The sequence below is a fragment of the Maribacter sp. X9 genome, from assembly GCF_048537565.1.
Lineage (GTDB): Bacteria > Bacteroidota > Bacteroidia > Flavobacteriales > Flavobacteriaceae > Maribacter.
The window spans coordinates 1,317,491-1,340,773 of record NZ_CP183215.1; the positions used below are offsets into that span (position 1 = coordinate 1,317,491).

Genomic DNA, 23,283 nt, shown 5'->3' on the forward strand with positions numbered 1-23,283 from the left:
TTCTTTAAGTCCCTTGTGGTAAGGGATACGGATGTTGAGACTATCCGGAAATAATTATGTTCATTATGCCCTCTTTTAAATCCGACTGTGAATATGAGATGGAACACTTTTACCAGTCGCTGGTTCATCAATGGGAAGGAGGTATTGGACAAAGAACCTTGCTTTTGAATCAAATTAAAAGCTATCAAGAGCAAAATAATTATACGTTAAACAAAAAAAAGCAAAAAATTGTGCTATAAATTGCATTTTTATAACTCAACGAGAGCTGCAAACTTATTTTTCAAGTCCATATATAGGATTAAAATAAACCCTTCCATTCACATAGTTATACCTGTTGTGAAAAACTGCTTGAATTTGATCAATGCTTAACTGAAAATCCAAACAACAAAAACAAAATGCCCCGTAACCTTTCCTGTACTTTTTCTCTGATCTGCGAATAAGCCCGGGTCATCTGGTTTTCCACTGTTTTGACTGATAGATTGAGATGTTCGGCAATCTCGATGTTGGTCAGGCCTTCCTTTTTGCTCAATAAAAAGATTTCCTTGCATTTGGGGTTTAGGTTGTCAATTTCCAGCTGTACATGATTGATCAAACTGTCCAGACTTGTTTCATCTTCCTCTATGAATGTCTGAAGTGTGGTCATATATTCCTTTTCCATGTTCAAGATGAATTTTTTGTGCTTGTACTGGTCCAAGAATTCATTATAGACGGAACGGTAGAGATAACTACGGATGTTGGAATCCATTTTAAGACGGTCTCTTTTTTTCCAGAGGCGGAGCATTACATTTTGCACCATATCGGATGCCAGTTCACGATCCTTACAGAAACTATAGGCGTAGAGGCACAATTTATGGTGGTATCTATCCATCAAATAGGCATAGGCTGATTCCTTACCCTTGCGTAAATCGTACGTCAATTCGGATTCATTCCCATAATCTTTGTAAGACTCTTCTTTCATGCCCGTGGATTTTGACCTTTTGGTTATGTAAATATGAAAAAAAAATTATTAAACCGTTAGGGGTGTTGGATTTGGCATTCTTTATAGCTACGGATTAAGAAACAATTTATGACCCGACAGATAGAACATCTGATTGTAAAATATTTGAACCAAGAGGCCTCTGCGCAGGAAATGGACGAATTGGCTCAATGGCTAAAAGAACCTGGACATGCTGAGCTGTTCCAATCCTATATCCGCACAAATTTTGCAATCGATCATATCATGAAAGACTTTAATACTGAAGACGAAAAGATAAAACTGCTTACGACCATCCGGGAAGTTGAAAAGGCTGGAAAGGTGCGAAAATTGTGGGTGCGGATATCTGGTGTGGCCGCTTCTGTCCTTGTGCTGGTTTCATTATTCTTGCTGTTTAACAATGAAAAGCAACAGGGTAGGGATGATTTGCCCATCATAGTCGACAATCAAATCGAACCGGTGATGGACAAAGCGACATTGACGTTAGAAACAGGTGAAGAAATTAGCTTGGAAGAAGGACGTGTGCTGCAAACCTCGGATATAACCGGAAACGAAAAGGGATTGGAATATAGGGAACAGGAAAGCGGCGATAGAATTGTTTACAATTATTTGACCGTACCCCGTGGAGGTCAGTTCTTTATTAAATTGTCCGACGGCACCAAGGTTTGGCTCAACTCAGAATCCAGATTGAAATATCCTGTGGCTTTCCCCAAAGGTCAAAGCCGACAAGTGGAACTCGTTTATGGTGAGGCCTATTTCGATGTTTCCCCCAATACCGAACATAACGGTTTGGATTTTAAAGTTCTTCACGATAGGCAACAAATTCAGGTTTTGGGCACGGAATTCAATGTCAAAGCCTATAAAGGGGAAAAGAATGTATACACGACCTTGGTTGAGGGAGAAGTCCAAATCAGTACACCAACGGAAAAATATCAGTTGCTGCCAAGTCAACAGGCGGTGTTGCACGGCGGCACCAATATCATTTCAATTGGGCCCATAAGTGTAAGGGAAGAAATTTCATGGGTGAACGGTGAGTTCATCATCAAACAAAAGACGCTCAAGGAAATCATGAAAGTGCTTTCACGCTGGTACGACATGGATGTCGTATTCGAGAATAAGGAATTGGAGGATGTAAAGTTTGTAGGGGTGATACGAAAAAATCAAGAAATCACGGAAATCCTAAACACTATCAAAAATTATAAGATCATCAAAAACTATGAAATCCATGAGCAGACCATAACAATTAGATGACCAGACCTGTAGCATTTTTTCGGATAGATCAAAAAAGAAGAAATGTAAAAGGTAAGGTGGCCTAAAATAAAAGGGAACGAAGTCCAAATTTTCGCAGGTTCAAACTCCGTCCCTCTATTAAGATCAGTTAAACTAAGTATAACCAATTCAAACCAAAATTATGAAATTTAAATTTTCCAATGTTCGTTGTCCGTTGAAAGTTTTTAGAACAAAGAAGCGAATACTTTTATTGGCTATGAGAACATTCATCCTTTTATTTTGTACAATGGCCTTTGGTTTCAATGTGGAGTTCAGCTATTCGCAAGAAAAGGTGATTATTGATTCGCCCAAGGAGATTACCGTTGACGAGGTATTTCAGATTATCATGGATCAAACAAAATATAATTTCCTCTACCCGGAAAACTTATTTGCCGGCCTTCCCAAAGTAAAGCTCGAAAAAGGCACCATTGGAGTCGATAGGCTCATCGCCCGGAGCATTCCCGATTCAATGTTCAATGTTATTCTGACCCAGGGAAATACAATAATCATTGAGAAAGATGCAAGTATTCAAATGAAGATTACGGGAAAGGTAACCGATTGGAACGGGGTACCCATATCGGGCGCTACCGTTTTTATAAAGGGGACATCTAAAGGTACGGTCACTGATTTTGACGGAAAATATGAAATCATGGTCGCATCCCAAAATAATGTACTGGTCTTTAGGTCTTTGGGTTTTAAGGAAACAGAAATCCTTGTTGGGAAACAGTTGACCATAAATGTAATGATGGAAGAGCAGGTGACAGAGCTAGAAGCCGTGGAATTGGTTTCCACAGGGTACCAAAGATTATCGAAAGAACGGAGTGCAGGCTCATTTTCCAAGCCAAAATTGGACATTGCAAAGGATCGTACCTATTCAATGAACATTCTTCAAAGAATTGACGGGTTGGTGGCTGGCTTGACAGTTAACAATTCTCCTGGAGCGGCTTCAAACCCCTATTTGATACGGGGCTTGACAAGTATAGGTACATTTAACTCCAGTAATGTCTCCAATAGTGGTTCAGCTGCCGGAGCCGGCACAAACAGGAGCCCACTGTTCGTGGTCGATGGTATTCCAACCAATAACATCTCCTATATCAACCCTCAAGATGTTGACGACATTACAGTTTTGAAAGATGCGACAGCCTCTTCCATTTGGGGAGCACGGGCCGCCAATGGTGTAATCGTGGTAACCACGAAAAAAGGGGAAAACAATAGTAAGTTGAGCATTAATTATGACGTATTTACCAATATTCAAGGTCGTCCGGATTTAGGTTATCAACCCTATATGGACAGCCCTGACTTCATCAAGGCGGCTAGGGAGGTTTTTGATCCGGAATCTTACCCTTATGATCAATTGAGTGCCTATGTATTTGAAGGTTCTGGTATCCCACCACATCTACAGTTTTTGTATGATGGGTACCGTGGAGTTTTATCAAGTAATGCTGCCAATGCCAAACTGGACAGTTTGGGCAATATCAGCAATAGGGGGCAAATAAGAAAATTATGGTACAGGGAGGCAATGCAGACCAATCACACCTTGACACTTTCCGCTGGTGGAGCAAAACATGCTGTCTATGCTTCGTTGGCCTATACGGATACCAAAAGCACGAGACCCGGGGATACCGATAGACTATATAAATTGAACGTAAGACAGGATTTTAAATTCAATGAAAGTATAAAAGCCTATTTGATCACGGATTTTACGAAAACCAAGGCCTTGACCAAAAATAATTTGGACATTGATCATGGTTTTTTCCCATATCAATTGTTCAGGAATAGTGTTGGGGAACACATGTCCATTCCATTTATGGGGATGCTTTCGGAAGAGGTCCGTGCAGATTTTGAGGCGAGGTCAAGGGTAGATTTGAACTATAATCCTCTGGATGAAAGGAACTATTCGGACAATAAAACGGACGTTTTCAATGGACGTTTCATCGGTGGTGTGGATATAGATATCTTAAAAAATGTGAGTTTTGCCGGGACTTACAGTTATAATCAGGGCTCGAATAAGACGACAAACTATACCAGTCCGGACAGTTATATTGTGAGAAGTGAGCTGGCACAATTTGCCGTTGCCGATACACTCGATGTGACACCGGTATATTTTTTGCCCGATTCAGGGGGAAGATTTACAGAAAGCAATGTTTCCAATAAAAATTATACGATTAGGAACCAATTGTCCTTCGATAAGAATTGGGGGGAAGGCACACACCAATTGAGTGTGCTGTTGGGACAGGAGGCCCAAGAATATCTAACTGAGATTTCAAGTACGACTGTACGTGGATTCAATCCGTTGCTGCAAACCTATTTGTCCGTCGATTATGCCATGCTTGAAAATCTAGGGGTTGACAATCCGGTGATGCCCAATTCAGGTTCCCAAAGTTTTTTGACCGATGATAATTATGTCCAATCGGAGGTGCTAAGCCGTTTTACATCCTATTATTCCAATCTAGGGTATACACTGCATAGAAAATATACTGTCAATGGTAGTTGGAGAAGGGACAAAAGTAATTTGTTCGGCTTGGACAAATCGGCCCAGAACAAACCGAGTTGGAGTGTTGGGGGTAAATGGAGCGCAGGCAAGGAAGCATTTTTTCAAAATGTGAACTGGCTGGACTTACTTGACCTTAGGGCTACTTATGGGATTACTGGAAACGCTCCCACACCTGGGACTTCATCCTCCTATGATATTTTGAGGCCACAATTGGACTATGATTTTTTGGGCAACATTGTTCCGTTGACCATCCAAACCCCGGGAAATCCGAAATTGACATGGGAAAGTACAGCAAACCTGAATCTTGGACTTGATATCGGGCTGTTCGATAGAATATTCGCTTCCATTGATGTCTATAGTAAGAAAACGGACAATCTTTTGGGGCAGTTGCCCCTCAATATTTTTTCTGGGTTTTCTTCGGCAATCGGAAACTTTGGGGCCATGGAAAACAAGGGAATTGAACTCACCTTGAATACGGAGAACGTTCAATCCGAAAACTTTGGTTGGACCACTTTGTTTACTATGGCTTATAATAAAAATAAAATTACCGAGCTTGAATTGCCGGGCGAAGTGAGCACAGGAGATCAAAAAGTCGATTTGGCGTATTTAAAGGATTATCCGGCATTTGCAGTCTTTGCCTATGACTATCAAGGTTTGGATGCTGAGGGTGATCCTTTGGTCCGACTCAATGACGGTACGATAACCAAAGAACCCAATATTACATCTGCGGAGGATATTTTGTTTATGGGCACGGCACAACCTGTCTGGAGTGGCGGTTTTTCCAATTCATTTCGATACAAAGGCTTTAATCTAAGTGTCAATGCCATATATAACCTGGGACATGTTATGAGAAAAGATGTGAGTACAGATTTCTCAGGTCTTCTGGAAAGTGTGCCATATAAGGATTTTGCCCAAAGATGGAAAAGTCCCGGGGATGAGTTGGTCACCGATATCCCTTCCTTCGATACTACAGGTGCGTTATCTGGAGAGATCCGTGACGTCAACTATTATTTAAAGGGCAAGCAAAATGTTTTGGACGCCTCCTATGTCAAACTAAGGGATATAACATTGTCCTATGGGCTTCCCAAGGACGCCCTGAACAAGATGAAAATTCAGGATTTGACCTTTAGATTGTCAGTTTCCAATATTTTGTTGTGGTCGGCCAATAGCTATAAAATCGATCCTGAATTTCAGTTCAGTTCCTTTGGCTTTGGAAGCAGGGCCCTAAGAACCAACCAAGGAAGCATTGCCCTTGGAGTTCATCTTTCCATTTAATCACCTATAAAAAAGAGACACATGAATTACAACATATATTTTTTGAGGATATTCGGACTTGCTGTTATGATGTCGGCTTTCATTTCGTGCAGTGATGAATTTTTGGAAGTCACACCAAAGGGAAGTTTAATCGCCCAATCCATGGATGATTATGATATGCTATTGGAAGACCCGGCATTACGGGAATTGTCCAATATTACGGTCCCCATGGGTGATGAGGTGGTGGCTATCGAACCGTTTTTCTCAACGACCGAACAACGGACACGAAGGCTTTTCAGATGGGAGGACGATATTTACAATTCCGATCAGAATTCCCAAGAACTCCAACCTTTGATGGCATCATTGTATGCTTACAACAAGATTATCAACGAAGTATTGGACAGTGAAGGGGGGACCGAGGAGAGGCGTAAAGAACTCCAAGCGGAGGCTCGTGTTGGAAGGGCAATGAATTATTTTATCCTTATAAACTATTATGGAAAGCCCTATAATCCCATGACCGCAAGTTCGGATTTGGGCTTTCCGATTATCGAATATTCTGATATCAGCTCAACTGATTTTACGAGGAATACTGTTGAAGAAGTTTATAATTTCATTATTAAGGATATCGAGATGGCCTTGCCAAACCTCCCCCAACAGGTAACCAAAAGGGCACGGGTCTCACGGGCGGCGGCTGAAGGGTTATTGGGAAAGGTACTCATGTTCCAACAAAAGTTTGAACAAGCTTTGGAGCATTTGGAATTGTGCCTGTACCACTCTCAAAACACTGAAATAGAAGTGGGCGTCTATGATTATAATATCGAGTTTCTCGATGGAGGGGTGTTCACGCCGGCATCTCCCTTTTTTGGCCCTGCAGCTATCCTAAGGACAGCCAACAAAGAAGTGATTTATGATCGGGGTTTTGTCAACTCATGGTCTTTCTTCCTCAATGAGTTTGTTATCAGTGCTGAAACAGCGGATCTGTTCGGCAGTTCGGATCTACGCTTGAATTTTTACTCGAATGCGGAGTTTTTTGGCTTTGAACCATTTTACCCGAATGGTATGTTGAGAAAACAGGGACCGTCCTTCCAACAAGCAGGGGTGTATCTTCCTGATATACAATTGCTCATCATTGAGGCTAAGGCCCGATTGGGACAATTGGGCGAAGCATCCATAGCGCTCCAAGATTTCAGGTCGAATAGGATGCCGGAGGAAGATTCTTCAATTCCAACTTCCATATCCGCCGACCAATATGAACTTGTAAAATTCATTTTTGAGGAAAGGCTGCGGGAATTTGCCATGACCGGATATAGATGGTTTGATATGAGAAGGTTGTCAGTCGATACCGATTATAATGATTTGATCGGTTATGGGCATGAGACCTATAATGGGGATGGCGAACTATTGGAATCCTATACGCTGACTGAGGAAAGATTGGTGTTGAGGTTTGGAGGTGCGGTAACGTCCCAAAACCCCAATTTAACCGAAAACCCATAACTATTATGAAAAAACATTTTGGATTGATTTTCTTGTCGAGTCTAATTTTGGGCTGTTCAGACAAGGGCTTAAAGGAGGGAGAGTATTCGATAAAGGGAGAAGTCCCAAAAAGTCTTGGTGTGGATAGGGCAATAATGTCCTATCCCCCTGATGATAGTGGTGGGGCTTATAGGTCCGATACTACAGCCATCGTGAACGGTAAATTCGAATTCAAGGGGGCCATTGGCCGGCCGCAATTGGCTGAGCTCAATATAATCAAGGGGCAAGACAAATTAAGTGACACCGTTGAAATTGTAGATGATGGTCCGAGCATGAAAAACGTAGCCCTTTTCTATTTGGAGGGACGTCTCGATATCACTTTTGACTCATCAGGTATGGCAACCTACGCTGGTGGTGGAGAGGAACAGAAAAGCTGGCTTGAATGGCAGGTTATGAGCCAGGCGATGGCCGATTCCCTCAATGGAGAATCCACATTGGAGGGCATACAGCATCTCGTCGGTAGGTTTGTCCATAAATACCCTGACCGCTATGCTGCAGTTGACTTGATGGATATAGTCACACAAGGTCCAATCCAGTATGACTTGGTTGGCCCAATGTATGATGATTTAAGTGAAAGGATGAAGAGCTCATCCAAAGTGCTTTCATGGAAACCGGAACTGGATAAAGCCAAAGCATACGAAACGGGTGAAATAGTAGCACAGGGTTTTACCATGGACGATCCAAATGGTGATCCTGTATCCTTAGATTCCTATAAGGGTAAGTATGTGCTCTTGGATTTTTGGGCGAGTTGGTGTGCACCATGCAGGGCGGAAAACCCCAATGTGCTGGCAGCCTACGAAAAATTCAGAGATGATGACTTCACTATTTTGGCAGTTTCCATTGATACCGATAGGGAAGCTTGGCTAAAGGCCATCAAAGAAGATGGGCTACCCTGGACACATATCAGCGATTTAAAGGGGTCGGATAATAGGGCGGCCAAGGCTTATGGCGTCAATGCCATTCCAGATAACTTTCTAATAAATCCAGAAGGAAAAATTGTAGGTAGGGGACTAAGGGGTAAGGCACTGCACGACAAGTTACAGCAACTGATAAAATAATAGAATCAAGAATAATGGTTATGAAGAAAATTATGTTTTTCCTTTTGGTGTCCTGTTCCATATGGGCACAACAGGAACCGATGGAGGAGTTCAATTTTGAGGATTTTAGTCTCATTGTGGACGTGGAAGACAGGGAGAAGTACTTTAATGAGATAAACGGGGCAGCTTCGGCAAAAGACCTAAATATGGAGCAGAAAGATGAGTACCTCACCAATTTGGCAATAGGTTGGCTGGCCAAAGGCAATATTGGGAAATACAGACACTATACCCAAACCGGTCCAGAGTTTTCCTTTGTTGCCTTGGTCGATTTGATATATGCATTGGAGCATTTGGAAAAAAATGACGAAAACCTACCCGTTATAAAGGAGGTTTCCAGTGGAATGATGGCTAAGCTGGGGAAAGAGGAGGATATGGACGAATTGACCCTGGGAAGGTTCCAGGTGTTACTGGAACTAAATGCCATGGCAAATGCCAAAATGGGCAATGTAAAGGAAGCGTTGACCACCATGGAGAGATCATCTGCCATTGAAGGGGATAGGGATTCAAGATATTTTAAAGATTCTAGGTCAAGCTACTATGATCGTTATGCCATTGTTCTTTCTGCTGCAGGGGAACACAAACGGGCATTGGACACTTTGGTCAACGCCGTAAAGAATGCAGATTCAAAACCAAAATTGATCGAAACACTGAAAGAGATTTACAAAAGAGTACATGGAAGTGATAAAGGAGCGAATGACCTGATCGCTTCTTTAAGAAAGAAAGCGTACCAAAAATATTATGAAGAAATAGAGGGCTCTTTTATAGAGGATACAAGCACGCCTGTTACGGGAACAACCGTAAATCTTCTTGGTGATACCATTCAGGCTTTTGCAGGTAATAGAACGGCCGGAAAGGTCTCGATACCGGACATTAACGGTAATATGGTAGACTTGGCGGATTATCACGGAAAAATTTTGGCCATTGATTTCTGGACTACGGGGTGTACGCCCTGCGTGGCAGCTTTCGCTGGATTCAAGCGAGTAGTGGACGAATATGAAAATGAGCCTTTCCAACTTTTTGTAATCAACCTATTTGAAACGCAGAAAACGGTACAAAGTTTTATAGCCAGGAAGGGGATTGACCTTGATGTACTTCATGATGAGCCCAATGCGGCGTATGAGGTGAGGGCCACACCGACCAAAATTATTTTTGACCCTATGGGCAACATCAGGTTTTATTCGGTAGCCTATGCTGGGTCTACGGATAGGGAGTACTACAAGTTGAAGGCCATGGTGGAAATTGTAAAGAAGCGTGCTTCATAGTTGTAAGGGATGGATCATAGTAAACTCCCAGTTATATTATTAAATAGATATAGAATGAAAAAAATTGTTTTCACCCTTTTATTGCTCAATACGTTTCTCTTTAGTGCACAGGAAAGTGGAAATGGGGAATCAGAGTTGGCCTCACTACAAAATGAAAAAGATGAAGTCGTCCTACTGGAAAAAATAAATAGGTTACAAAAGGGATCGGCTGAGGACTTACTGGTGTTGGTCCAGTTTTATAACCGGGATTCCGTAAGGAAAAGTGACATCACAAGAATCCTCAATAAGAAATATCCTTTAAGTACCGAGGCAAGGATGGCAAGACTATTATCCTTTCAAGAGGTAAAAGAAGATGCACAAGAGATAGAAAATCATTTCCAATCAATGCGCAAGGAGTATCCTGATGTGAATATGGATTTTGAAAAGAACTTAGTGGCCTTAGCGTATGCAGAGGTGCCAGATGTATCTAAAGTTTTGGAATACATAGATTCCATGGAAGATCCTTCATATAGAGTGGCAGCCTTGACCATGAGCATTGACCTCCTGGCTCCACTGGATCAGCCCCAAGCTTTGGCCATTGCCCGCAATAATTTAAAGAGGGCAAAAAAACTGAAAGGACAAAGCGGCTTGAGTGAAATCTTAAAGGTGGACCCTAAAGTGGTGTACGACACCTATATCAATAAGTACGGAAAGTTACTTTTCAAATCGGGAAAACCAAAGGAAGCGTATCCATATATTAAAGAGGCCTACAATAGCTTGAAAAATGAGGATGGGAACGATGTTGAGGATAGGGAATTGATTGAAATGTATGCCTTTCTTTCCTCTAGCTTGAAGAGAGAATATAGGGAGGCATTGCCCATATTGGCAGAGATGGTAAAGGATGGTAAGGTTGAAAAGAGGTATGTGGATCAAGTAAGAATTGGATATTCCAAGTTGTACCCAGATAAGGATGTTGAGGCCTACATTGCCTCTTTAAAACAGGGGTTCATCGATAAAATAAGATTACAAATCAAGGAAATAGAGGTCAATGAACCTGCACCAGAGTTCTACGTTACGAATGTTAGAGGTGAAAAGGTGACCTTGGAAGACTTTAAGGGAAAAACCATTGTATTGGATTTTTGGGCCACATGGTGCGGTCCCTGTGTGGCCTCTTTCCCGGCAATGCAAATGGCGGCTGACCGATATCTTGACGATCCCAATGTCGAGTTCCTTTTTATCCATACCTGGGAAAATGTTGAGGACCCTTTGGCCAATGCCAAGGAGTTTCTCAGTAAACGTGGCTATGATTTTGATCTGTACATGGATACGATAGATCCTGCCACGAACCGCCCCCCAGCGGTAACGGCATTTAAGGCCGTAGGAATCCCGGCAAAATTCATCATAGATGGAAACGGTCGGATTCGCTATAAATTGGAAGGTTTTGATACCACGGATGAAATTGCCGCGGAAGAAGTTGCCCAAATGGTTGAAGCAGCCAAAAAGAGTCAATGATCGGACTTTAAAATCCTGTAAAATGAGCGCATATTTTCCACAAGTCTTTGTTCCAGTGCGGATTTAAATCAAAGCAATTTTTAAAAGTGAACTTATGAAACATATTATTTTTTTAGTCTTTTTAAGTAGCGTGATAAATTACGGATTTTCACAGGATTATCCTGTGAGTTGGGAATCCAATGTTGAGCGTATTGATACATTGACCTATAGGGTGAAATTTATGGCAGAGATAAATGAACCGTACCACATCTATCCCATCAAAGGAGCTACTACGGGATTAGGCATGCCCACGCAGTTTTTGATTGAAGAGAATCCCGATGTGATACTCATTGGGCCCATGGAAGAGAGAGGTGTGGGACAACAGGGAAATAAGAGTCTTCCTTACTATTCAAAAGGGGTAACTTTTAGCCAGATGGTAAAATTGAGGACAGATAAGGAAACAACTTTGACGACTACCATCAAGTTTATGGCCTGTACCAAGCAAATGTGCCTGCTTCCGGCGTCCAAGGAGTTTGAGGTGCTCTTGGGCAAAAATCCCTTTAAAGGATGAGACCAAAACCACTACCGAAAGATTCCTTGAGGTTAGAATTGCGGCATATAGAAAAGGCTATGGCAAGAGAAAGAGGGATCTCGTACCAAATATATTTCTAGTGAAAAACGATTGTTCATTCTTTCCAAAAACCCTTGAAAAGAATTGAGTAAGTATACTGAAACAGTATAAATGAGATTAACAAAAAATTGGCTCAGATTACTTATGGGTCCAATCCAAATGAATGAAATTACTATGAAAACTATATGCAACACAGTAATGGCCTGCCTTTTCATTTTGACAAGCAAAGGTATGGCACAATCCATAGACTACAGCCTGCCCTTGCCAGTGGATAAATCAATTGTTAAGGGCGTTCTACCAAACGGGATGACCTATTACATTAAGAGCACAGATGTGGTAAAGGATGCGGCGAGCTACTATATCATTCAGAATGTTGGCTCCATTTTGGAAAATGAGAACCAACGTGGGCTTGCACACTTTTTGGAACATATGGCCTTTAACGGGACCGAAAATTTTCCCGGGAAAGGTATCCTCAACACCTTACAGAAAAACGGTGCAGTTTTTGGAAAAGATATCAATGCCTACACAGATTTTGATGAGACTGTTTACAATATCAATTATATCCCGACAAAGGAGGGTTTGATCGATACCTGTTTGACCATTTTGAAGGATTGGTCCAACTATTTATTGTTGACCGAGGAAGAGATCGATGCAGAACGGGGTGTCATTAAGGAGGAGTGGCGTACACGCCAATCTGGAAGCAGCCGCATATTTGAAAAGACAATGCATGCCAGTTACAACAATTCTAAGTATGTGGAACGATTGCCCATAGGTTTGATGTCCGTGGTGGAAAACTTTGAATACGGGGCACTACGTCAATTTTATCATGATTGGTACCGCTCTGACTTACAAGCAATTGCTATTGTTGGAGACGTTGATGTGGATCAGATTGAGCAAAAGATCAAAGAAAAATTCTCTGGAATCCCGGCTGTGGATGACCCCGCCACTCGTTATTTGATCGATATCCCCAGGAACAAGGAAATGGGTTTTGAGCTAGCAACCGATCCAGAGGTGGCCACGGCCTCCATAGAGTTTGGTATTCGTCATGCCCGTTCACTGGAAGACCAAACAGTGGCCAGTTTGAAAAGGTATTTATTGGAATCCCTGACCATGGAAATGCTGACCTCAAGGATCGAGGAAAGGGCCGAAAGTCCCAATGCCTCATTTTTGTATGGTCAAGCCACTTATGGTGAGTTCACAAGAACCTCCAACGCCTTAAGCCTTTACATTGCTCCCAAGGAGAATCAACAAAAAGCGGCCTTTAAAGAGATTTTGACCGAACTGCAACGGGCCGTAAGGTTTGGCTTCACTGAATCTGAGGTGCAAAGGGCCATTATCAGTTCAAAAAATGACTATCAAAATAAAATAGCACAGCGAAATGATGTCGTCCATGAGTGGATCGTCATGCACATCCGAAATGACTATTTGGCCAACGAGACCATGACCGATGTTGAAAAGGAGTATGAAATTGCCAGCCAAATATTTTCTGAACTTGGGCCCAAGGATTTCCATGAAGCCATAAAAAGACTCTATACCACAGAAAACCGATACCTGACCGTTGCAGGGGTCGAAGGCCAAGACAACCTTACGGAGGAAACCGCATTGGAAATCATAAGGGATGTGGAGGCTGACAAATCCTTAACTGCTTACACTGAAACATTGGAGGGCAAAACACTGGTCTCAGGCGTGACAATCTCCCCTGGAACCATCAGTAGCACCACCTTGGAAGAGACAAACGGGGCAACGACCTATGTTTTGAGCAATGGGACCACGGTGCATTATAAATATTCCGACAAGGAAACCGATAAGGTGGCCTTAAAGGCCTTAAGCTATGGCGGCACCTCACTTTTGGAAGATGAGGACCTACCGTCCTCGAGTTTTCTGGGGGATTTGGTTCAATTGTCAGGTCTAGGTGAATATACCGCCAGTGATTTACAAAAGCTCATGGCAGGAAAATCAGCACAAGCGGGCATTGACCTATCCGAAATCACTGAAAGTATTTTTGGAAGTTCCAATTCCAAGGATGTCGAAACCATGTTGCAGTTGGTTCATCTACATTTTGTCAAACCGCGTTTCGACAGGGATGGGTTCCAAGTCCTTAAAAATAATTTGGACAACTATATCAAAAGAAGGAGCACACTGATCAATGAAAAGATGAGGGACAGTCTGACCGCCACCCTCTATGGTGACAATAATCCCCAAAAGCCCATTTATGCCCAAGATTTCATAGAAAAAATATCTTTTGATAAGATGAAGGAAATCTATCAAGAACGCTTTGCTGATGTGTCCGACTTTGAATTTTTCATCGTAGGTGATATAAAGAAAGAGCGATTGGAGCCACTATTGGAGCGTTACATCGCGGGCATTCCAACGAAGAAAGGCAAGGAATCCTTTAAAGGTGAAGGGACGGATTGGGTTTCTGATGCCATCAGGAAAGAAATCCATTTACGTATGGAAGACCCTAAATCTAGGGTGAATATTGCTTATAAATTAGAGATGCCATATGCTATAAAAAGCGAATTGTACACCACTGCACTCGGTGATATTTTGCAATTGCGTATCAGTGAGGAAGTCAGGGAGAATTTGGGTGGAGCCTATAGCCCAAGTGCTTATGCCTTTTTTGAAAGAGAGCCCAAATCCTATGCTTATGTTGGGGTCGATTTTGATTGTAATCCCGATTTGGTGGATAGACTGGTCGCGGTCGTCAATGGTGAGATTAAAAAAATGGCAAAGGGTGAAATCCTGGACAAAGATCTGGAAAAGACAAGGAACAACTTTTTGAAGGAACGGGAACAGGCCAAGAACCAAAATGCATATGATATGCGCCTGTTGACTTCTTTTTTCCGGTATGGAGAAGATTTGAACGACCCCAACAATTTTGAAAATATTGTTCAACAAATGTCCAAAAAGGATATTCAGGATATAGCAAGGCAGGTATTGGATGGTGGCAAATCCTTTCAAGTGGTGTTCAAGCCAAAACTATGACCCTTTGCTTCAATGGAGGTTACTCGGAGAAGTAGATCAATGTTCCTTGTCTCGTGCAGCGATCTCATGAACATGGCAAAGTGAAACACGCAAATCCGTAGGTAAGAAAATGAAAGTATAAATCAATGGCTTTTATATGGCCTGGAACGTATTTAACCTTTTTTATTTGAATTAGCTAGAACATAAAGAAGGGAACCATCAGGGCTGCCTCCTGTGTAGCCCTGATTTTAAAACTTAGAGTAAAACATAAAATTAAGCAGATGAAAATGAAAGTTACAATATTTTTTTTAGCTGTTATGGCAGCCGGTATTTTACAAGCACAAATTTTTGAGCCAGTCGAATGGGATACGGCCGTTGAAAGGATATCCGATACCGAGGTCGAGCTGATCGCCACGGCCACCATTGACAAGGGATGGCATCTGTATTCCCAATCCGTGCCCAAGGGAGGTCCTTCACCTACAAGTTTTTCTTTTGAGGGGAACAGTTCGTACCTCAAAAAGGGGAATACCGCTGAGGAAGAGGGACACACGGTGAACGATCCCATTTTTAAAATGAGAATTAAATACTTTGCGGACAAGGCCACTTTTAGACAACGTATCAAGGTCAGAAATACAGAGCCTTTCCAGATCAATGGAACAGTGACCTTCATGGTCTGTGACAATAGCAAATGTCTGCCCCCGACCACTGAGGATCTGGTGTTCAAAGTAAATTAAACATTTCATGAAAAAATCTGGAAACTTCCTGTTACTAGTAGTATTGGCACTGTTGTTCCAAACAGGGACAGCAAAAGCCCAAATATTCAATCCCGTCAAGTGGACCACCTCTACGGAGAAAATTTCGGACACAGAGTACATTTTGATAACCAAAGCAACTATTGATGATGGTTGGCACCTGTACTCACAAAGCGTCCCAAAAGATGGACCCCTGGCCACCACTTTCATATATGATGACAGTAGCGGGAACTTTACAATCGTCGGCAATACCATGGAGGATGGGGGGACTACCGTGGAAGACCCGGTGTTCAAGATGGAGATCACATATTTTGAGAAAACAGCGGTGTTCAAGCAAAAAATAGAGCTGGTCAAGGAACCGGTTACCATTACCGGTTTTGTGGAGTTCATGGTCTGTGACGACATTCGTTGCCTGCCCCCAACGGAAGAGGAACTGGTCTACAAATTGTCGGGAACCCGCACTGGTATGGCACAAACAGAATCCTCCGCTGCGGAAGTCCAACCGACAACCAAGGCAGACCATGATTCCGGTGCCACATCTGGCAAAGGCCTCTGGTCCATATTTTTCTTAGCTTTTTTATCGGGTTTTGCGGCCTTGTTGACGCCCTGTGTCTTTCCGATGATCCCCATGACAGTGAGCTTTTTTACCAAACAGAGCAAGAATAGGGCTGTTGGCATCAGGAATGCCGTCTTGTACGGTGTTTCGATCATCGTGATCTATGTGCTTTTGGGCACTGCTGTGACGGCGGTCTTTGGTGCCGATGCGCTCAATGCCTTGGCGACCAATGTATGGTTCAACCTTGTGTTCTTTCTGCTATTGGTGATATTTGCGGTCTCCTTCCTAGGGGCCTTTGAAATCATGCTGCCCAATTCCTGGGCGAACAAGGTGGACTCACGGGCGAACCGCGGTGGCCTGATCGGCATCTTCTTCATGGCCCTGGCCCTGGCGATAGTGTCGTTCTCGTGCACGGGTCCTATAGTCGGTACACTACTAGTAGAAGCGGCATCGAAGGGCGGCTCGGCACCGATCATCGGCATGTTTGGATTTTCCTTGGCGATAGCACTTCCCTTTGCGCTGTTCGCCGCCTTCCCAGGGTGGCTGAACTCCCTGCCCAGATCGGGGGGATGGCTCAACACGGTAAAAGTGGTGCTTGGCTTTCTGGAACTGGCCCTGGCCTTCAAGTTCCTTTCCCAGGCCGATCTGGTGCTACAGGCACACCTGCTGGAGCGCGAAGTGTTCATCGCCATATGGATCGCTATTTTCGGGGTCTTGGCCTTTTACCTGTTCGGCAAGCTGCGGTTGCCTCACGACTCCCCCTTGGAGCATATCTCCGTGGGGAGGCTCGGCCTCGGGCTATTGGTACTGTCGTTCACCATATATATGGTGCCCGGGCTATGGGGCGCGCCCCTGAACCTTATCAGTGCCTTCCCCCCACCCTTGGAGTACAGCGAATCACCCTATGGGGTAGGGAACTCCAAGACAGGGGGGCAGTCCACGGTATTGGAAGGGCATGGGGGGCTTCCGGACGGCGCACATTTACTGGCGCCCCATGACATCTTGGCCTTTAACGACTACGACAAGGGATTGGCCTATGCCAAGGAAGTGGGCAAGCCAGTGATGATCGATTTCACAGGCTGGGCCTGTGTCAATTGTAGGAAGATGGAACAGAACGTCTGGCCAAGACCGGAGATATTGGACATCCTCAGGAATGAGGTGGTGCTGGTCTCATTATACGTTGACGACAAACGCCCACTACCGGAAGGAGAGGTGGTCGAGTCCAAGCTAAAACCGGGAAAACAGCTCAAGTACATCGGGCAAAAATGGAGTGAGCTGCAGACCATTAGGTATAAGGCAAATACCCAGCCCTTGTATGTGTTGATGGACCATGATGAAAATAACCTGATAGATCCGATTGCCTATACACCCGATGTGGAAGTGTACGAAAATTGGTTAAGGAACGGGATTAAAAATTTTAAACAATAGCAATGAGAAACTCATTTTATGTATTTGCATTGGTGGCAATGGTGGCAATGGTGGTCATGGCTTGTAAAAAGATACCCAAGGATTATGTTGCCCTGTCGGGAACCATTATTGACAAGAACTCGGATTCCCTGACCATTAGTTCGGAAACCTACCAAAAAAGATTGGAAGTCAATTCAGATGGTACCTTTTCAGATACGCTAAAAGTTGAAAAGGGGTACTATGTGCTATTTGATGGTAAGGAATATACAAGTTTGTATCTGGAGAACGGTTTTGATCTAAATATCACCTTGGATACGAAGGCATTTGACGAAAGTATCGCCTACACCGGGATTGGTGAAAATGCCAACAATTATTTGGCTAAAAAAGCACTGATGCAAGAAAAAGTACTGAACAATGTCGACATTTTCGATTTGGATAAGGAAGCATTTGGCAGCTATGTGGATGCGGTTTTTGATTCCTTGAACCAATCTTTCCAGTCCTTAAAAAATCTTGACTCTACATTTATCGAAGACGAAACCAAGCAATTGGAACAGATTAAAAACTATGTAAGCGGTGAATATGATGATAAGAAATATATGGAGACCGTGCTTGTCAGGGGAAACCCATCACCGGTTTTTGAGGGATATGAAAATTATGCGGGAGGTAAGACCTCTTTGGAGGATTTAAAAGGTAAATATGTTTATGTGGATGTCTGGGCCACTTGGTGCGTTCCCTGTATACAAGAAGTCCCTTTTTTAAAGAGGGTCGAGGAGGACTATAGGGATAGGGACATTCATTTTGTCAGTATTTCCATAGACAAGCAGGAGGACAAGGACAAATGGAAGGCCATGATCAAAGAAAAAGACCTCGGTGGTATCCAATTGTTGACAGATGAAGATGCTGGATCCAAGTTCATACAGGACTATAGAATCAATTCCATCCCAAGATTTTTATTGATCGGTCCAGAGGGGAATATCATTTCTTCAAATGCTCCAAGACCATCGGACAACGAATTGATCGAAGTGTTCAACGAGCTAAAACTATAAACAGGATGATTGCACATGACCTTAATGTGGTGGAAAGAGGACATACTTGTAACTCACTCAAATCAAGAAAATGATTCGCAAAGCCCAAGAACAGGAAAGCAGTCCTGAAAATAATCCATCTAGCTTGGAGGCCTATTTTGTACCATACAGAAAGAGTATTGTTGGAGGCAATTCGTCCTTCCATACGACCTATGGGACATTCCCGATCGTGTATGCGGACTGGATCGCGAGCGGTAGGCTACACCGCTGGGTCGAGGACGCGATGATATATAAGGTGGGACCGATGGTGGCCAACACCCATTCCTTTTCGAGCCAAACAGGAAAGGTCTCGACCTATGCCTATAGGCATGCACGCGGTATTATCAAGAGCCATGTCAATGCTTCGGAAGAGGATGCCCTGGTGACTACTGGGACCGGTATGACGGGTGCCCTGGTGCGCCTGCAGCGAATCATGGGATTGCGGTATCCGGAGGTGGTGAGGGAGAAGTTAGATATCCCTGAGCGGAACAGGCCGGTGGTGTTCATCTCCCACATGGAGCACCACTCCAACCAGGTCTCTTGGATGGAAACGATAGCGGACGTGGTCATTGTGCCCGCCGGCAAGGACAAGCTTTTCAGTCTGGAGAATTTGGAAGAGCTTCTACAGCGGTATAAAGATAGGGCCATTAAGATCGGGGCTTTTACGGCATGTTCGAACGTTACCGGCATCATAACGCCAATCCACCAAATGGCCAAGGTCATGCACCGGCATGGTGGTTTTTGTATAGCGGACTTTGCCGCATCCGCACCGTACGTGGAAATCAATATGCACCCAGAGGATTTTGTCGAGCGCTTGGACGCCGTTGTGTTCTCCCCACATAAATTTCTGGGCGGCCCCGGGAGCTGTGGCGTCCTGGTGTTCCACAGATCAATGTATGCTTCCAGTGTACCTGATGTCCCCGGAGGGGGAAATGTACTTTGGACAGATCCCGATGGGCACTTTGGTTACAATCAGGACATCGAGGTCAGGGAGGACGGGGGCACACCGGGATTTTTGCAGGCCATCCGTGCGGCCTTGAGCATACGGTTGAAGGAGGCCATGGGAGTGGACAGGATCAAGGAACGGGAAACCGAATTATTGGGACTCTGTTTCAAAAGATTATCCAAGATAAAGCAAGTGCAGATCCTGGGGGATATCCAAGTGGATAGGATTGGATGTGTGTCGTTCGTGGTGGAGGGGATACACTATAACCTGATGGTGCGCCTGCTCAATGATAGGTTCGGGGTGCAGGTCAGGGGAGGGTGGTCCTGTGCCAGTACCTATGCGCACTCCCTTTTTGACATCGATGGGACGGCATCCCATTTGATCGTTCAGGGAATTGAAAAAAAGGATCTTTCCAATAAACCCGGTTGGGTGCGACTGTCCCTGCATCCGGTAATGTCCAATGAGGAGTTGGATTATATCTGCGATGCGATCCACCAGACCATTGAAAATGTTGGACAGTGGCAAAAGGATTACAAATATGACCCCGCCACCAACGAATTTGACCATTTGGTGCATGAAGATGCCTTCCTGATCAAGGAGGTCAAAGGCTGGTTTTCCCTTAAGTGATTACCTCCCAAAGAAGAAGGGAAAGCATAAGATGATGAACTCGCGCACAAGACATTAAACCAAGTAACAGAGATATGGGAGAGCGAACCGAAAGAATAAGGACATTGATCATTGGCTCGGGTCCGGCAGGATACACTGCCGCCTCGTCGAGATACTTGAACATTCCCAGTGAGCAATGGTTACGGGGAGTTGGGGTCTCAGCCTGCGCCGTTTGCGACGGATTCTTTTTCATGGGACAGTTGGACATGGACGCAACCGGCTATATCATCACGCAGCCGAAATCCACCAAGACCAATAGGCCCGGGGTGTTTGCCAGTGGCGATGCCCAGGACAACATATACCGCCAGGCGGTCACTCCCGGAGGGACAGGCTATATGACTGCATTCGATGTGGAACGGTATTTAATGTCGTGCAGAAATAATACACCGATGGATGGAGGTTCTGAACAACCAATGATGTTTTAAAACAGATGAGGTCCGGAATGCCCGAACGATAATTCTTCATTTTGAATTAGTCTGATTTAGTGTTGGGGCCACCTTGTTTTTTTGGGTGGCCTTTTTTAATAGTATAGGACTTTGAAAACTTTTTTGTTCCATAATGATATCTGAGGTCTCAGTTGGGGGTCATACCAAGGACCATTAAAAAATACAATACTATAGGTGAACCTTACCTTTTGTGGTAATCATTGATCTGGGAAAGGGGTGAGGCTATAGTTTTGTGGGATACACTTCTATAGTATCCTATTATGGAAGCCGTTTTTTTTTGATGAAATATCGATAAATCGTATCGTGAACCTCATATTTTTATGGGTAATTTATTAATATTCATCCTCTAAGACTTGAAGCATGGAACCCTAGAGCCATTAAAAACGGTAATCTGAACCACCTTAAATTTTTACGCAGTTGACATAATTTTAGCCGCTTATTAGTGGTTTTATCACAATCACCATATTCTGGGATGGCAGTTATACTATGGCTGGCGTTTCCATTTCAATCGACAAAATATGCGGGACTTTGTGAGCGGTAAGCCAAAAAGTGGCGAGGGTTTTGAATGATTTCCCTGGAAGGCTTTAGGCACCAAATATTAAAATTAACTTTCAAATATTTTTTTAACAATGGATTACTTCAATGTTGGTGAGTCTTTCATAGGGATTCCCGGACTCTCAACGAGACTCACCTTTTTTATGATATTAAATGGTGAGTTTTGAAGATATATAATATTTAAAGGCCCGTAAATTATTTATTCACAGGGGTTTTAATGTTTTTTATACTATTTAAGCAGTCGATGGACGGGACTCGAATTATTCTTCGAAACGCCCGTTATACAGGAACTGCCAAAGCGTGTGTTTTTGGGTACACCGCACGGCTCACATTTTAGCTTAAAATTAACGTTTTCACTTCTATTTAAGACTTTTAAGGAACAAATGAGTTTTTTCTATCCATATGATTTGGTACATATGTTTCAATAATGTATGGAGTTATTTTTCGTAAAGTTTCTCCGTTCCTAGGATGTAGTCCTGGTGCCGTAAAATATTCAATTTCCCCTTCTTTATTCTTATAGTACCAAATCATAGGTTTCCCTTCTTCGTTAAAAAACTGATATGATGCATTGACTTCCACTTTCCGCATATTTTTTAATTCCATAGGGTCTAGTGGCTTAACCTGGGTTCCATGCTTTGATAAAGGGTATTCATTGCATGAAATAGCAACATAAAGGCTATCCGACCAAGTCATGCATTCAGTTTCTTTTATAATTCTATTTTGACGATTACTATTCCATTTTTGCCTACCTAAAATTAGTATTGTCATTCCAAATGTGACAATGATAGAAATTGTTAATATCCGCGAGCGTTTCTTCTTTTTTTCTTCATTATTTTTGGTTTTATCTAGTTTTCTCTTAATAAGATTTCTTTCAAACTGCGACTTATTGGGCTTACTGATATCTGAGTTTTTTAACTCATCGAAGCTTTCAGGTTTTGTATGGTCTAGCTCAGAAATTGGATTATAAGATTTTAAATATTGGCGAAGTGGTCTTGGATTAAAATCGATTAGCCAACTAATGAGTTCAATATTTTCTTCACTCGTATTTTTAGTTCTTCCTTTTAAAAAATTTACAATTGGTTTAAATCTATCATTTTCAAAGCCTTTAACTTCCCTTAACCTGTTCTCATCTTCTTTAAATTGAAAAAAGCAATTGAGTGTATTTCTGTCATCTGGGGAAGTCCTTTTGTTTAGTAACAGAATACAGGCCTGTTTTATGAGTCTTGGCGTTGGGTTCAAAAGATATGTACTTAACTCACCTCCTTTATTCAATTTGTATTGCTCTAAAACCTCTTTCTGATAACTGTCACTGGTTTTTCTTTCCATGGTTTTGTTGGAATTTTCGGAATTTCTCTGGAATTCTTGGGAACTTTTGGAATTCTTGGAATCACTTATAAAAATAACATTTTACCTCATATAACTTTGTTCTCGAGGATGATTCCACTATGCATTGCTAACATAGTACTTCTAGAAAATCATACTTACGGAAATCTGTAATGCGGCCTGTTTTTGGCCAAAAGGAAAGTAGTTAAAGACTGCCGCATTTGATTTCCACTTTCCGAAAATTAAAAGAGTGTTCCAGACTCTTAAGGGGTTTGTGAAAATGAATTTGGGAACATCCCAAACGGCCACTCTTATGTCCAATTTTTTAAAATTAAATAGTATGAGAAAAGTAATGATAGCCGCTATGGCCTTGGTTTTTAATATGTTTTTATTCTCCTGTTCAGATGATTCTGTCGCAGAAATGGATAGTCTTTATGATATTCAGGCAACCGAAGGGGATGATGGTAATACACCACCTCCACCACCTCCACCTGCGAAGTGAATTAATTTATCTGAATTATTTATTTAACTTGGGCTGTGCTTATTAATTTAAGCACAGCTCTTTTTAATTCATTTTCTTGAGAAATATTTTACTTATTGTTTTAATTGTAACCTTTCTTT

At 42.8% G+C, this 23,283-nt stretch carries 15 protein-coding genes and 1 pseudogene; 14 read left to right on the forward strand and 2 right to left on the reverse strand.

What is annotated here, in order from left to right; genetic code table 11:
* Positions 1-358: 358 nt before the first annotated feature.
* Positions 359-958 carry an RNA polymerase sigma factor gene (locus ACNR9Q_RS05540; RefSeq protein WP_419213621.1) on the reverse strand — a complete coding sequence of 200 codons (600 nt, stop codon included), beginning with the start codon at positions 956-958 and terminating at the stop codon, positions 359-361.
* A 108-nt stretch (positions 959-1,066) separates the two neighbouring features.
* Here ACNR9Q_RS05540 and ACNR9Q_RS05545 point away from each other — a divergent pair, with 108 nt between their 5' ends.
* The 13 genes and pseudogenes from ACNR9Q_RS05545 to ACNR9Q_RS05605 form a co-directional block, all read left to right on the forward strand.
* Positions 1,067-2,224, forward strand: a complete 1,158-nt coding sequence (locus ACNR9Q_RS05545; RefSeq protein WP_419213622.1) for a FecR family protein — start codon at positions 1,067-1,069, stop codon at positions 2,222-2,224.
* Between the two features lie 160 nt (positions 2,225-2,384).
* Positions 2,385-6,011 carry a SusC/RagA family TonB-linked outer membrane protein gene (locus ACNR9Q_RS05550; protein WP_419213623.1) on the forward strand — a complete coding sequence of 1,209 codons (3,627 nt, stop codon included), beginning with the start codon at positions 2,385-2,387 and terminating at the stop codon, positions 6,009-6,011.
* Between the two features lie 21 nt (positions 6,012-6,032).
* Positions 6,033-7,484, forward strand: coding sequence for a RagB/SusD family nutrient uptake outer membrane protein (locus ACNR9Q_RS05555; RefSeq protein WP_419213624.1), 1,452 nt, complete (start codon positions 6,033-6,035; stop codon positions 7,482-7,484).
* A 5-nt stretch (positions 7,485-7,489) separates the two neighbouring features.
* Positions 7,490-8,581 (forward strand): redoxin domain-containing protein, encoded by a 1,092-nt coding sequence (locus ACNR9Q_RS05560; protein WP_419213625.1) that lies wholly within the window; start codon positions 7,490-7,492, stop codon positions 8,579-8,581.
* A gap of 20 nt (positions 8,582-8,601) precedes the next feature.
* Positions 8,602-9,882 (forward strand): peroxiredoxin family protein, encoded by a 1,281-nt coding sequence (locus ACNR9Q_RS05565; protein WP_419213626.1) that lies wholly within the window; start codon positions 8,602-8,604, stop codon positions 9,880-9,882.
* Positions 9,883-9,936: 54 nt separating this feature from the next.
* The gene (locus ACNR9Q_RS05570; protein ID WP_419213627.1) at positions 9,937-11,373 is read left to right on the forward strand and encodes a TlpA family protein disulfide reductase; all 1,437 of its coding nucleotides are present in this window, start codon (positions 9,937-9,939) and stop codon (positions 11,371-11,373) included.
* A gap of 94 nt (positions 11,374-11,467) precedes the next feature.
* Positions 11,468-11,923, forward strand: a complete 456-nt coding sequence (locus ACNR9Q_RS05575) for a hypothetical protein (protein ID WP_419213628.1) — start codon at positions 11,468-11,470, stop codon at positions 11,921-11,923.
* 291 nt (positions 11,924-12,214) lie between these two features.
* Complete coding sequence (locus tag ACNR9Q_RS05580) at positions 12,215-14,968, forward strand: M16 family metallopeptidase (protein WP_419213629.1); 2,754 nt, start codon at positions 12,215-12,217, stop codon at positions 14,966-14,968.
* 266 nt (positions 14,969-15,234) lie between these two features.
* Entirely contained in the window at positions 15,235-15,681 is a 447-nt protein-coding gene (locus ACNR9Q_RS05585; protein WP_419213630.1) for a protein-disulfide reductase DsbD domain-containing protein, read from the forward strand.
* Between the two features lie 7 nt (positions 15,682-15,688).
* Entirely contained in the window at positions 15,689-17,683 is a 1,995-nt protein-coding gene (locus ACNR9Q_RS05590) for a cytochrome c biogenesis protein CcdA (RefSeq protein ID WP_419213631.1), read from the forward strand.
* A 2-nt stretch (positions 17,684-17,685) separates the two neighbouring features.
* Entirely contained in the window at positions 17,686-18,708 is a 1,023-nt protein-coding gene (locus tag ACNR9Q_RS05595) for a TlpA family protein disulfide reductase (protein ID WP_419213632.1), read from the forward strand.
* A gap of 70 nt (positions 18,709-18,778) precedes the next feature.
* On the forward strand, positions 18,779-20,299 hold the full coding sequence (locus ACNR9Q_RS05600) for an aminotransferase class V-fold PLP-dependent enzyme (RefSeq protein WP_419213633.1): 1,521 nt from the start codon (positions 18,779-18,781) through the stop codon (positions 20,297-20,299).
* A gap of 134 nt (positions 20,300-20,433) precedes the next feature.
* Positions 20,434-20,763 (forward strand): annotated as a pseudogene (locus ACNR9Q_RS05605) (hypothetical protein); the annotation flags it as partial.
* Positions 20,764-21,711: 948 nt separating this feature from the next.
* On the opposite strand, the gene ACNR9Q_RS05610 reads toward ACNR9Q_RS05605, so the two are convergent.
* A complete protein-coding gene (locus tag ACNR9Q_RS05610; RefSeq protein WP_419213634.1) occupies positions 21,712-22,665 on the reverse strand; it encodes a hypothetical protein in 954 nt (317 codons plus the stop codon).
* A gap of 337 nt (positions 22,666-23,002) precedes the next feature.
* Here ACNR9Q_RS05610 and ACNR9Q_RS05615 point away from each other — a divergent pair, with 337 nt between their 5' ends.
* Complete coding sequence (locus tag ACNR9Q_RS05615) at positions 23,003-23,164, forward strand: hypothetical protein (RefSeq protein ID WP_419213635.1); 162 nt, start codon at positions 23,003-23,005, stop codon at positions 23,162-23,164.
* The last annotated feature ends 119 nt before the right edge of the window (positions 23,165-23,283 follow it).